Origin of the sequence: Geobacillus sp. C56-T3 (assembly GCF_000092445.1) — a bacterium.
Classification (GTDB): Bacteria; Bacillota; Bacilli; order Bacillales; family Anoxybacillaceae; genus Geobacillus; species Geobacillus thermoleovorans.
Map to the genome: position 1 here is coordinate 36,516 of NC_014206.1, position 12,969 is coordinate 49,484.

13 protein-coding genes are annotated in these 12,969 nt (G+C 51.4%); 12 read left to right on the plus strand and 1 reads right to left on the minus strand.

Annotated features, from left to right (window positions below; genetic code table 11):
- Positions 1–102 precede the first annotated feature (102 nt).
- From GC56T3_RS00160 to rsmI, 7 genes are all read left to right on the plus strand, one after another.
- Positions 103–1,536, plus strand: a complete 1,434-nt coding sequence (locus GC56T3_RS00160) for an aminotransferase class I/II-fold pyridoxal phosphate-dependent enzyme (RefSeq protein WP_013143956.1) — start codon at positions 103–105, stop codon at positions 1,534–1,536.
- A 26-nt stretch (positions 1,537–1,562) separates the two neighbouring features.
- Complete coding sequence (tmk, locus tag GC56T3_RS00165) at positions 1,563–2,195, plus strand: dTMP kinase (RefSeq protein ID WP_041467722.1); 633 nt, start codon at positions 1,563–1,565, stop codon at positions 2,193–2,195.
- A 79-nt stretch (positions 2,196–2,274) separates the two neighbouring features.
- Positions 2,275–3,267 carry a DNA polymerase III subunit delta' gene (gene holB, locus GC56T3_RS00170; protein ID WP_013143957.1) on the plus strand — a complete coding sequence of 331 codons (993 nt, stop codon included), beginning with the start codon at positions 2,275–2,277 and terminating at the stop codon, positions 3,265–3,267.
- A gap of 14 nt (positions 3,268–3,281) precedes the next feature.
- On the plus strand, positions 3,282–4,109 hold the full coding sequence (locus GC56T3_RS00175; protein WP_012820432.1) for a stage 0 sporulation family protein: 828 nt from the start codon (positions 3,282–3,284) through the stop codon (positions 4,107–4,109).
- Between the two features lie 15 nt (positions 4,110–4,124).
- Entirely contained in the window at positions 4,125–4,487 is a 363-nt protein-coding gene (gene yabA / locus GC56T3_RS00180; protein WP_011229543.1) for a DNA replication initiation control protein YabA, read from the plus strand.
- Positions 4,488–4,547: 60 nt separating this feature from the next.
- The gene (locus tag GC56T3_RS00185) at positions 4,548–5,297 is read left to right on the plus strand and encodes a tRNA1(Val) (adenine(37)-N6)-methyltransferase (RefSeq protein ID WP_012820433.1); all 750 of its coding nucleotides are present in this window, start codon (positions 4,548–4,550) and stop codon (positions 5,295–5,297) included.
- Positions 5,298–5,312: 15 nt separating this feature from the next.
- Positions 5,313–6,224, plus strand: a complete 912-nt coding sequence (rsmI, locus tag GC56T3_RS00190) for a 16S rRNA (cytidine(1402)-2'-O)-methyltransferase (RefSeq protein WP_012820434.1) — start codon at positions 5,313–5,315, stop codon at positions 6,222–6,224.
- 16 nt (positions 6,225–6,240) lie between these two features.
- On the opposite strand, the gene GC56T3_RS00195 is transcribed toward rsmI, so the two are convergent.
- Positions 6,241–6,540: an AbrB/MazE/SpoVT family DNA-binding domain-containing protein gene (locus tag GC56T3_RS00195; RefSeq protein ID WP_011229546.1), complete on the minus strand. Its 300-nt coding sequence runs from the start codon at positions 6,538–6,540 to the stop codon at positions 6,241–6,243.
- 396 nt (positions 6,541–6,936) lie between these two features.
- Between GC56T3_RS00195 and metG the strand changes: the two genes are divergently transcribed.
- From metG to rsmA, 5 genes are all read left to right on the plus strand, one after another.
- Positions 6,937–8,889 (plus strand): methionine--tRNA ligase, encoded by a 1,953-nt coding sequence (gene metG / locus GC56T3_RS00200; RefSeq protein ID WP_013143958.1) that lies wholly within the window; start codon positions 6,937–6,939, stop codon positions 8,887–8,889.
- Positions 8,890–9,025: 136 nt separating this feature from the next.
- The gene (locus GC56T3_RS00205) at positions 9,026–9,796 is read left to right on the plus strand and encodes a TatD family hydrolase (protein WP_013143959.1); all 771 of its coding nucleotides are present in this window, start codon (positions 9,026–9,028) and stop codon (positions 9,794–9,796) included.
- Between the two features lie 200 nt (positions 9,797–9,996).
- A complete protein-coding gene (locus GC56T3_RS00210) occupies positions 9,997–11,202 on the plus strand; it encodes a G5 and 3D domain-containing protein (RefSeq protein WP_013143960.1) in 1,206 nt (401 codons plus the stop codon).
- Between the two features lie 257 nt (positions 11,203–11,459).
- Positions 11,460–12,023 (plus strand): ribonuclease M5, encoded by a 564-nt coding sequence (gene rnmV / locus GC56T3_RS00215; RefSeq protein WP_014194568.1) that lies wholly within the window; start codon positions 11,460–11,462, stop codon positions 12,021–12,023.
- Positions 12,016–12,897, plus strand: a complete 882-nt coding sequence (gene rsmA, locus GC56T3_RS00220) for a 16S rRNA (adenine(1518)-N(6)/adenine(1519)-N(6))-dimethyltransferase RsmA (protein WP_011229551.1) — start codon at positions 12,016–12,018, stop codon at positions 12,895–12,897. The genes rnmV and rsmA overlap by 8 nt, the downstream gene beginning before the upstream one ends.
- The last annotated feature ends 72 nt before the right edge of the window (positions 12,898–12,969 follow it).

A 12,969-nucleotide genomic window follows, 5' to 3' on the forward strand; every position in this document is an offset into this window, starting at 1 on the left:
TGATACTATATGTTTGATGTTTCTCCTGCATATCCCATGCATTTCGGCAGTCTGCCCGGATGACGGCCGTTCTGGGACAGACAGCAAGGAAAGAGGATGATGATGGATCAAACGAAAACTCCTTTATATGACGCTCTCGTGCACCATTGGGCGCGCCGCCCGGTTTCGTTTCACGTGCCGGGACATAAATACGGCGCTTTGTTTTCGAAACGAGGGCGAGATATGTTTGCGCCGCTGTTGGCGTTGGATGCGACGGAAATTTCCGGCTTGGATGACTTGCATCATCCTGAGTCGGTGATTGCCGAGGCGCAGGCGCTGGCGGCGGAGCTGTATGGCGTTAGGGAGACGTTTTTCCTTGTGAACGGTTCGACGGCAGGGAATTTGGCAATGATCGCCGCCGTGTGTGATGGAAAGAGGAAGAAAGTGATTGTACAACGCAATTGCCATAAATCGGTGATGCATGCATTGCAACTCATGGAAGCCACTCCTGTTCTACTTGCTCCCGAGTTTGATCGTGATGTGTGTGTCGCTTCGCACATTCGTCCTGAAGCGGTCAAAGAGGCGTTGGCGCTTTATGATGATGTTGCTGCGGTTGTATTGACGAACCCAAATTATTATGGAATGGCCGCCGATTTGACAGAAATCGTCCGTCTAGTTCATGAACATGGCATTCCGGTGCTGATTGATGAGGCGCATGGCGCCCATTTCGTTGTCGGCCCCCCTTTTCCGACATCGGCGCTTCGCTATGGCGCTGATGTCGTCGTGCAGTCGGCGCATAAAACGTTGCCGGCGATGACGATGGGAGCGTTTTTGCATGTAAACAGCGAGCGGGTTGATCTTGAGCGGTTGAAATATTTTTTGCAGTTGTTTCAGTCAAGCAGCCCGTCTTACCCGATTATGGCGTCGCTCGATTTGGCGCGGAGTTATGTCGCCCAGCTTTCAAAAAGCGATGCGGCGGCGATCGTGGCAGAAATTGAGAAGTTTAAAGCAGCCTTGGCCGATATTGATGGGGTGGCAGTCGTTTGTTCCCGCCATTTTGGCGTACAGACCGACCCGCTGAAAGTAACGGTGCAGACGCGCTGTTCCTTGACCGGGTATGAACTGCAACGTTGGCTTGAGCGCGAAGGGGTGTTTGTCGAGCTTGCTGATCGAATGAACGTGCTTTTCGTTTGCCCGCTGGCGGTAACCGGGCGGCTTCAGGAAGCAGCGGAGAAAATCAAACGAGCGTGGCGCGATTTGCCAGATGGCGAGGCGCCGGTGTGTAACGCTTCGCCTTTTCTCGGACCGCCGCTATCGGTTTTAGTCCCGTATAATGAGCTGCGCCATTTGCGGACAAAAGCTGTGGCGCTCGAGGAAGCTGAAGGACATATAGCAGCGGAAACGGTCATTCCATATCCGCCTGGGGTGCCGCTCGTGTGGGTCGGAGAACGGATCGGCCGCGGCCATATTGAACAGATCCGCCAGCTTCTTTGTCAGCGAGCGCACATACAAGGCGGAAGCCGGCTGAAAGATGGTCAGCTGGTTGTATACGAATAGGAAGGATGGAAAGGATGCCGCGAGTGATGAACGGATGCTTTTTTTCGTTTGAAGGGCCGGAAGGAGCCGGCAAAACGACGATGATCAGCAAATTGGAGTCGTTGTTGCGTGAGCGGGGGATTGACGTCGTGGCGACGAGGGAACCGGGCGGGGTGCGCATTGCCGAGGCGATTCGCTCAATCATTTTAAACCGTGATTATACGGAAATGGACGGGCGGACGGAGGCGCTTTTGTATGCGGCGGCGCGCCGGCAGCATTTGCTTGAGAAAATCGTGCCGGCGCTTGAGGCTGGGTGCGTCGTCCTTTGCGACCGGTTTGTTGACAGTTCCCTCGCCTACCAGGGATTTGCCCGCGGGCTTGGCATTGAGGAAGTATGGAAAATTAATGAGTTCGCTATTGATGGGTATATGCCGTCGCTGACGATTTATTTTGATATCGATCCGCAAATTGGGCTTGAACGAATCCGACGAAACCGCGGCCGGGAAGTGAATCGGCTTGACCTTGAAACGTTGTCTTTTCATGAGAAGGTGCGAGAAGGGTATCGGGAACTCGCTAGACGGTTTGCCGACCGCATTGTCGTCATCGACGCGAACCGCCCGCTTGATGATGTATTCGCCGAAACAACAGCCGCGGTGCTTTCCCGTTTGAAAGGAAGATGACAGCGCCATTTCCATGAATCCGACCGTGATGATTCCTAGCGGACATGATAGAATAGAAATAAGAAATCAAGGAAGAGTGATGGCGATGCGATGGGAACAGCTAGCGAAACGCCAGCCGGTGGTGGCGAAAATGCTGCAAAGCGGCTTGGAAAAAGGGCGGATTTCTCATGCGTACTTGTTTGAGGGGCAGCGGGGGACGGGCAAAAAAGCGGCCAGTTTGTTGTTGGCGAAACGTTTGTTTTGTCTGTCCCCAATCGGAGTTTCCCCGTGTCTAGAGTGCCGCAACTGCCGGCGCATCGACTCCGGCAACCACCCTGACCTCCGGGTGATCGGCCCAGATGGAGGATCAATCAAAAAGGAACAAATCGAATGGCTGCAGCAAGAGTTCTCGAAAACAGCGGTCGAGTCGGATAAAAAAATGTACATCGTTGAGCACGCCGATCAAATGACGACAAGCGCTGCCAACAGCCTTCTGAAATTTTTGGAAGAGCCGCATCCGGGGACGGTGGCGGTATTGCTGACTGAGCAATACCACCGCCTGCTAGGGACGATCGTTTCCCGCTGTCAAGTGCTTTCGTTCCGGCCGTTGCCGCCGGCAGAGCTCGCCCAGGGACTTGTCGAGGAGCACGTGCCGTTGCCGTTGGCGCTGTTGGCTGCCCATTTGACAAACAGCTTCGAGGAAGCACTGGCGCTTGCCAAAGATAGTTGGTTTGCCGAGGCGCGAACATTAGTGCTACAATGGTATGAGATGCTGGGCAAGCCGGAGCTGCAGCTTTTGTTTTTCATCCACGACCGCTTGTTTCCGCATTTTTTGGAAAGCCATCAGCTTGACCTTGGACTTGATTTGCTTTTATATTTATACCGCGATTTGTTGCATATTCAAACCGGGCAGATGGACGGCGTGTTATACCGCGATCAGCTGGACCGCCTGCAACGATGGGCGCTTGCTTGCCCGCAGCGGCGGATTGTGGCTGGCATGGAAGCGATTTTACAAGCGAAAACGCGTTTAAATACAACGAATATGAGCACGGCGTTGCTTGTTGAGCAGCTCGTTCTTCAATTAAAGCGGTAAAGGAGGGAGAGCCGTTGTATACGGTAGTCGGCGTCCGTTTTAAAAAAGCAGGGAAAATTTATTATTTTGACCCTGGCGATGCCGTTATTCCCGTCGGCGAATTCGTCATTGTCGAGACGGTCCGAGGCATTGAGTACGGAAAAGTCGTCATCGCCAATAAACAAGTCGACGAAAACGACATCGTGCTGCCGCTCAAAAAAGTGATCCGCGTGGCGAATGAGAAAGATAAATGGATTGTAGAAGAAAACAAAAAGGCGGCGCGCGAGGCGTATGACATTTGCTTGCGCAAAGTGGAGGAGCACGGGCTCGAAATGAAGCTCGTCGATGTGGAATATACGTTTGACCGCAATAAAGTGATCTTTTATTTCACTGCCGATGGGCGCGTCGATTTCCGCGAGCTTGTGAAAGACTTAGCGTCGATTTTCCGCACGCGCATTGAGCTGCGGCAAATCGGGGTGCGCGATGAGGCGAAAATGCTTGGCGGCATCGGGCCGTGCGGCCGCATGCTTTGTTGTTCGACGTTTTTAGGCGATTTTGAACCGGTGTCGATCAAAATGGCGAAAGATCAAAACTTGTCGCTCAATCCAACGAAAATTTCCGGGTTGTGCGGCCGGCTGATGTGTTGCCTGAAATATGAAAACGAAGAGTATGAGACGGCGAAAGAACAACTCCCGGATTTAGGGGAATATGTCGAAACACCGCACGGCTTCGGCAAAGTCGTCGGCTTGAACATTTTAGAGCGGGTGCTGCAAATCGAGCTTCCAGAATTCGGACGGGTCGTCGAATATACACTCGATGAGCTGATGAAAAACGGGACGTTGTCCATTCGCGTCGCAGATTAATTTGGGGTGGGGCCAGTGGAAAAAGTAGATAAAAAAGAAGTGTTTCGATCAGTGGCCAATATGGAAGAGCAACTTAGTTATTTTTACCGAGAGCTGGTACAGCTGAAACAGCGCGTAACGGAGCTGTTAGAAGAGAATCACCAGCTGCAAATCGAAAATGCTCATTTGCGCCGTCGGCTTGAACAATTGTCAGAAGCATGGGAAGAAGGCAAACGAAAAGGGGACAAACATGGCAAAAAACTCATCGACATTGGCGAAGGGTATGACAATTTAGCCCGCCTTTACCAAGAAGGGTTTCATATTTGTCACATCCATTACGGAAGCATTCGCACCGAGGGCGATTGTTTGTTTTGCTTGTCGTTTTTGAACAAAAACTAAAGGCAGCGCCACCCTTTCCGTTTCGGAAAGGTTATTTTTTTCAATGGAGGGTCGTGCGTCATGGTGGAATTGTACGAGGATGAACGGCTCGATTATTTGTTTAACGAAGAGCTCCGCATCATTCAAAGTCCATCTGTATTTTCGTTTTCCCTTGATGCCGTGCTCCTTGCTCATTTTGCCTATATGCCGATTCAAAAGGGGCAGATTGTTGATTTGTGCACGGGCAACGGGGTGATTCCCCTCTTGTTGAGCCGGCGAACAAAAGGGACGATCATCGGCATCGAAATTCAAGAACGGCTTTGCGACATGGCGAGGCGAAGCGTGCAATACAACGGGCTTGAAGGACAAATCGAGATCATACACGGCGACATTAAAGAAGCGCCGCAACGGATCGGTTACAGCCGGTACGATGTCGTCACGTGCAACCCCCCGTATTTTCCGGCAGTCGGCAAAGACGAACTGAGCAAAAATGAACATATCGCCATCGCCCGCCATGAAATTTATTGCACCCTAGAGGATGTGATTCGAGTCAGCAGCCAGCTGTTGAAGCAAGGAGGGAAGGCGGCGTTCGTCCACCGGCCCGGGCGGCTGCTTGACCTTGTGACGCTCATGCGCCAATACCGTCTTGAGCCGAAACGGCTCCGCTTTGTGTACCCGAAAGAGGGCAAAGAGGCGAACATGATTTTAATTGAAGGGACAAAAGATGCAAGCCCGGACTTAAAAGTGTTGCCTCCGCTTGTCGTGTATGATGAGAATAACGAATATACCGAGGAGACGAAGCGGATCTTATATGGCATTATTTCATCTTAAAGGGGCGGAACAAGGATGCTTTGGCAGCAAAAAAGTTTTACCGAACAAACAGAGCAAGGGACGCTGTACATCGTGCCGACGCCGATCGGCAATTTGGAGGATATGACGTTTCGTGCGGTTAGGACGCTTCAGGAAGCTGATGTCATCGCCGCCGAGGACACAAGGCAGACGAAAAAGCTGCTCGCTCATTTCGGCATTCATACGCCGCTCGTCAGCTACCATGAGCATAATAAATACGCGAGCGGCCGGCAGCTTGTCGAATGGCTGAAGGAAGGAAAAACGGTGGCATTGGTGAGCGACGCCGGGATGCCCGGCATTTCCGATCCGGGCTATGAGCTTATTGCTGCGGCGCTTGCCGAGCGTTGCCGCGTCGTCCCTCTTCCTGGAGCGAACGCGGCATTGACAGCGCTTGTCGCCTCCGGGCTGCCCACGGACCGCTTTTTGTTTGTCGGCTTTTTGAAACGGGCGAAAAAAGAGAAAAAAGAGCAGCTGCTGTCATTAAAAACAGCGGCGGAGACGTTAATTTTTTATGAGGCGCCCCACCGCTTGAAAGAAACGCTCGCTCTTATGTATGATATATTCGGCAATCGGCGCATCGCTCTTGGCCGCGAGTTGACGAAACGGTTTGAGGAGTTCATCCGCGGCGATTTAAGCGATGCGGTCGCCTGGGCGGAAGAACATGACATCCGCGGCGAATTTTGCCTCATTGTCGAAGGGGCGCGAGACGGGAATAAACAAGAGCAAGAGGGAGAGGAATGGTGGCAGCCGCTTTCGCTTGTCGAACATGTCGATTATTATATTCGCGAGCACAGCCTTTCCGTCAAGGAGGCGGTGAAACAGGCGGCCAGTGATCGAAATATGTCGAAACGCGACGTTTATCGGCAGTATCATCAACAGCAAGAAGAAGAAAAAAAAGAGTTTCTCTGAAGCCAGAGAAACTTTTTTATTCTTTTTCTTTGTCTGTTGCTGCTTCTAGATGCTGTTGGATCTCCTGCAGCAAAATTTCCGCGCCTTCGCGGCTTAAAATGATTTTGCCGCCGGCCAGTTTGAAGTTGTCGTCCGACACTTCGCCGGTGACGACACACGTCATGTTCGGCTTATACTTTTTCAAAATGATGCGGTCATCGTCAACATAAATTTCCAACGCATCTTTTTCGTTAATATCCAAAGTACGTCGCAGCTCAATTGGAATGACGACGCGGCCTAACTCATCGACTTTACGCACGATCCCTGTCGATTTCATCGTCGATTCTCCTCTCCGCAAAAAAGTTTTTTGTCGTTTATTCGTCAATATTCGACAAATTTCCTACAACCTAATCATATCAGTGTTTCCATTAAGCGTCAATCCTTTAATATGTAAAATTTAAAAAAAATGTATATTGTTATTTCAAAAAAAAGTTTGTTTAGAAAGAAAGGAGAAAACGAATGAATTTGCCCATCTAAACTCTATCCTTATATAACAAATTCGCAGCGATGATTGAAAACGCGGCCGTATTTTTGCCGGTTTGGGTATATTTTTTCAGCCCACGAGAAATAGATGTTTTTGTAGAATGAAAAAATTATGTAAAATAGAAGTAACGCCGCTCTCGTCGCCGGACGGGGGCTTTTGTGCTCAACAGTACGAGGGAGGGCCTAACCGATGGAGAAAAAAACGTTTTATTTGACGACGCCGATTTATTACCCGAGCGACCGCCTGCATATCGGTCATGCTTACACAACGGTGGCGGGGGACGCCATGGCTCGCTATAAACGGATGCGCGGCTACGATGTCATGTATTTGACCGGCACCGATGAGCATGGGCAAAAAATTCAGCGCAAGGCGGAAGAAAAAGGAGTAACGCCGCAGCAATACGTCGATGAGATCGTCGCTGGCATTCAGGAGCTATGGAAGAAGCTCGACATTTCCTACGACGATTTTATTCGCACAACGCAGGAGCGGCATAAAAAAGTCGTCGAACAAATTTTCACCCGTCTTGTCGAACAAGGCGATATTTATTTGGGCGAATATGAAGGCTGGTATTGTACGCCGTGCGAATCGTTTTACACTGAGCGGCAGCTTGTGGACGGCAACTGTCCGGACTGCGGCCGGCCTGTTGAGAAAGTGAAAGAAGAGTCCTATTTCTTCCGGATGAGCAAATATGTCGACCGCTTGTTGCAATATTACGAAGAAAATCCCGATTTTATCCAACCGGAATCGCGGAAAAATGAGATGATCAACAACTTCATTAAGCCGGGGCTTGAGGATTTGGCTGTGTCCCGGACGACGTTCGATTGGGGCATTAAAGTGCCAGGCAATCCGAAGCATGTCATCTATGTCTGGATCGACGCGCTTGCCAACTATATCACAGCGCTCGGCTACGGCACGGACAACGATGAAAAGTTCCGCAAATATTGGCCGGCGGACGTCCATTTGGTCGGCAAAGAAATCGTCCGTTTCCATACGATTTATTGGCCGATTATGTTGATGGCGCTCGGCTTGCCGTTGCCGAAAAAAGTATTCGGCCATGGCTGGTTGCTGATGAAGGATGGAAAAATGTCCAAATCGAAAGGCAATGTCGTCGACCCAGTGACGCTCATCGACCGGTATGGGCTTGATGCGCTCCGCTATTATTTGCTGCGGGAAGTGCCGTTCGGCGCTGATGGCGTGTTTACGCCGGAAGGATTTATTGAGCGCATCAACTATGACTTGGCCAACGACTTAGGCAACTTGTTGCACCGTACTGTGGCGATGATCGAGAAATATTTCGACGGCGTTATTCCGCCATACCGCGGGCCGAAAACACCGTTTGACCAAGAGTTGGCGCAAACGGCGCGCGAAGTGGTGCGTCAATATGAAGAAGCGATGGAGGGAATGGAGTTTTCCGTCGCGCTTGCCGCTGTTTGGCAGTTGATTAGCCGGACGAACAAATACATCGATGAAACGCAGCCATGGGTATTGGCGAAAGACGAACAGAAACGGGATGAGCTTGCCGCCGTCATGACCCACTTGGCTGAATCGCTCCGCCATATGGCGGTGCTGCTCCAGCCGTTTTTGACGCGCACGCCGGAGCGCATGTTCGCTCAGCTCGGCATCACTGATCATTCATTAAAAGAATGGGACAGCTTGTACGATTTCGGCCTCATTCCGGAAGGGACAAAAGTGCAAAAGGGAGAACCGCTCTTCCCGCGCCTCGACATCGAAGCGGAAGTGGAGTACATTAAGGCGCATATGCAAGGGGGCAAACCGGCCGCCGAACCGGTAAAAGAGGAAAAAAAAGCAGCGGAGGCGGCGGAAATTTCGATTGACGAGTTCGCCAAAGTCGATTTGCGCGTCGCTGAAGTCATCCATGCCGAACGGATGAAAAACGCCGATAAGCTGTTGAAGCTTCAGCTTGACCTTGGCGGCGAGAAGCGGCAAGTGATCTCCGGCATTGCTGAGTTTTACAAACCAGAAGAACTCGTCGGCAAAAAAGTCATTTGCGTCGCCAATTTAAAACCAGCCAAGCTTCGCGGCGAATGGTCGGAAGGCATGATTCTAGCCGGAGGCAGCGGCGGGGAATTTTCGCTGGCGACGGTTGATCAACACGTGCCGAATGGAACGAAAATCAAATAACGGTTTGCTTGGCAGGGGGGTGTTGCGCTTGACACCTCCTTGTCGCTATTTTGTAATGGAAATGTTAACGAAATGTGACGTATGTAACCAATTTCTATGCTACACTTAACATCAAGGTGGAAAAGAGGGCATTAGTATGCTGTTTGATACGCACGCACATTTGAATGCAGTCCAATACGAAGAAGATTTGGAACAAGTCATTGAACGCGCCCGCGATGAAGGGGTTTCACACATTGTCGTCGTCGGGTTTGACCGTCCGACGATCGATCGGGCGATCGAGCTGGCCGAGCGGTATCCGTTTATTTATGCGGCGGTTGGCTGGCATCCGGTTGATGCGATCGAGATGACGGACGATGATTTGCAGATGATTGAACAGCTCGCCGCCCACCCGAAAGTCGTGGCGCTCGGCGAGATGGGGCTTGACTACCATTGGGATAAATCGCCGAAAGACGTGCAACAAGAGGTGTTCCGGCAGCAAATCCGGCTGGCTAAAAAGGTGAAGTTGCCGATCATTATTCATAACCGTGAGGCGACGGCGGATATTTTAAAAATTTTGCAAGAGGAAAACGCCGCCGAAGTCGGCGGGATTATGCATTGTTTCAGCGGCAGCGTCGAGGTGGCCAAACAGTGCATGGACATGAATTTTCTCATTTCCCTTGGCGGACCGGTCACGTTTAAAAATGCGAAAAAACCGAAGGAAGTGGCGAAGGAGATTCCACTCAGCCATTTATTGATCGAAACCGATTGTCCATATTTAACGCCTCACCCTTTCCGCGGCAAACGAAACGAGCCGAGCTATGTCAAATACGTTGCCGAAGCGATCGCACAGATCAAAAACATTTCTTTTGCCGAAGTAGCGGAAACAACGGCGGAAAATGCCAAAAAATTGTTCGCCATCGACCGCTAAAATTAGGCGTCGAACAGCGGGGAAGCTTGTCGAAGGTGCGGCGAAGACGATAAAATTCTACAAATTCAGCCGATATGAGCCAACCGCGTGTCGACAAGTCTTCCTTCCTTTTTCACTGAATTTTCTGCATAATAGAGTATGCTCGTGCGTACATGTTAAAGGGAGAGGGGAATTCCGTAGAAAAAGGAGGCGTTCATCTGATGTTGCCGAATGGGAGGAAATGGCTGGACTTATGGAGGAAAAACGTGACCGTCACAGCGGGCGGGTTTCTCGCCATCTCCGCGACGACAGGGGTTGCTGGATATGAGATGGCCAAAGACGATGTGACGCTGATCAAAAACGGAAACAAACAAGAAATCCGCACTCATGCGAAAACGGTGAAAGAGCTGCTTGCGGAGCAAAACATTCAGCCGCGCAAAGAAGATTATGTTTATCCGTCCTTGCATTCGCCGATCACCGACGATCTCCATATTGTTTGGGAAGCAAGCAAAGAAGTGACGCTGACAGTCAATGGAAAAAAGAAAAAGATATGGACGACAGCCGATACGGTCGCGGAGCTGCTCCGTTCGCAGCACGTGGCGGTCGGGGCGTATGACAAAGTGGCGCCGGCGCTTTCGGCGAAAATTCAAAAAGGCATGGACATCGGCGTTGAAAAGGCGTTTCCAGTCCACGTCAATGTCGGCGGTAAACAACAGCAGGTATGGACAACTTCGACTACGGTCGCTGACTTTTTGAAGCAGCAAGGGATTCAGCTAGGTCAATTCGATCGGATAGAGCCCTCCTTGCATGAAACGGTCAAAGAACAGATGACCATTCGCGTGATCCGAGTAAAAAAAGTCACCGATGTAGTGGAAGAACCCGTCGACTTTGCCGTGGTGACAAAACGGGATGACTCATTGCCGAAAGGAGAGCGGCGCGTCATTCAGCCTGGAGAAAAAGGGACGGTTCAAAAAACGTATGAGGTGACATTGGAAAACGGCAAAGAAACGGCGCGCAAACTAATCGCTGCGAAAACGCTAAAAGAAAGCAAGGCGCGCATTGTCGCCATCGGCACGAAAACGGTGCGCTCAGCTGCCGCGCCCGACCGCCCGTCCTCGCGCGGCTCGGACCATGCCGCGAAGGAATTTTACGTCACCGCCACCGCCTACACTGCCTATTGTGCAGGCTGTTCAGGCATAACAAGCACGGGCATCAACTTGCGCAAAAATCCTTCCGCTAAAGTGATTGCGGTCGACCCGTCCATCATCCCCCTTGGGTCGAAAGTGTATGTGGAAGGATACGGATATGCCATTGCCGCTGACACCGGTTCAGGCATCCGCGGATATAAAATTGATGTGTTTTTCCCGGAACGGTCGGATGCGTTTCGTTGGGGCAGAAAGCGCGTGAAAATACGGGTATTGCCATAGAGATGCGATGGGAGAACGAAGCGGAGGGTTTTTTCCCTCTGCTTTTTTTCGCTATAATGGCATTGTGCCGCGACAATGCGCGCCGCTTCTGCTAAATTAGACGATGCAAACGGAAAAAAAGTTTCAGCGAAATTCAAAAAATAATAAGGGAATGAAGCGGCTTTCGGCGATGATTCGCCTTACTTTTGATTTTACCGGAAAGGAGGCATTGCAGAAATAGGAAAAAGAGACGATTCCGTTGTTTCTGCAATGGGAGGATGAAGATCAAAGAAGTGATCGTTGTGGAAGGAAAAGATGATACGGCGGCGATCCGGCGCGCCGTCGATGCCGATACAATCGAGACAAACGGAGCAGCAGTGGGCGCGGATGTCATTGAGCGGATCAAGCTGGCGAAAGAGCGCCGCGGCGTGATCATTTTTACCGATCCCGATTTTCCCGGCGAAAAAATTCGCCGCACGATTGCCGAACAGGTGCCGGGGTGCAAGCATGCCTTTTTGCCGCGCGAGGCGGCCAAAGCGAAAAACGGCAAGGGCATCGGGGTTGAGCACGCGTCCCCTGACGAAATCCGTCGGGCGCTCGCCAACGTGTATGAAGAGGCGTCGGATTGGAAGGAAGAAATTACGTTTGCTGAACTGATCGAGGCTGGGTTGATCGGCGGCGCGATGGCGCGCCGGCGGCGGCAGCGTCTTGGCGAGGAGCTGAAAATCGGCTATGCGAACGGTCGGCAGTTTCATAAGCGGCTGCAAGTGTTCCGCATTTCCCGTGATGCTTTTTATGCCGCGTTAGCGCACGTGATGCAGGAGGAGGCGGACGATGTATAAAGATATTGCAACACCGGGGCGGACGAAAGAAATTTTGGAGCGATATGGCTTTTCGTTTAAAAAGAGCCTTGGGCAAAACTTTTTGATCGATGCGAACATTTTGCGGAAAATCGTGGATGTTGCCGACATCTCCCCTGATACAGGAGCGATTGAAATCGGACCGGGCATCGGAGCGTTGACGGAACAATTGGCGCGGCGGGCGAAAAAAGTCGTCGCTTTCGAAATCGACGGCCGACTGTTGCCCATTTTGGCCGACACGCTGTCTCCTTATGACAATGTGCGCATCTTTCACCAAGATGTATTAAAGGCCGACTTGCATGCCGTCATCGCCGAGGAATTGGCTGATGTAAGCGACCGGATGGTCGTCGCCAACTTACCTTATTATGTGACGACACCGATCATTATGAAGCTGCTTACCGAGCGGTTGCCGATCCGCGGCATGGTCGTCATGCTGCAAAAAGAAGTCGCCGACCGTCTTGCCGCTAAGCCAGGGACGAAAGATTACGGCTCGCTGACGATCGCTGTGCAGTATTATACCGAAGCGGAAGTCATCATGACGGTGCCGCGCACCGTCTTTATGCCGCAGCCGAACGTTGATTCTGCTGTCATCCGGCTCGTAAAGCGGCAGCATCCGCCTGTTGTTGTCGACGATGAGGGCGTGTTTTTCCAAGTGGTGCGGGCAAGCTTCGCCCAGCGCCGCAAAACGCTGTTCAACAACTTAACAAACAATTTGCCGGGAGGAAAAGAGAACAAAGAGCAAATTGAACGAGTGCTCGTTGCTTTGGGCATTGACCCGCGCCGACGTGGAGAGACGCTTGACATCGCTGAGTTTGCTTCATTAAGCAACGCGTTGGCACCGCTTTTCGGCAAATGAAGGAGTCGTAAAGAAAGCGCTCCTCTGGGGGGGCAGCGGTCTTTTCGTCAACCAAAGCCGTCCAAACAGGCG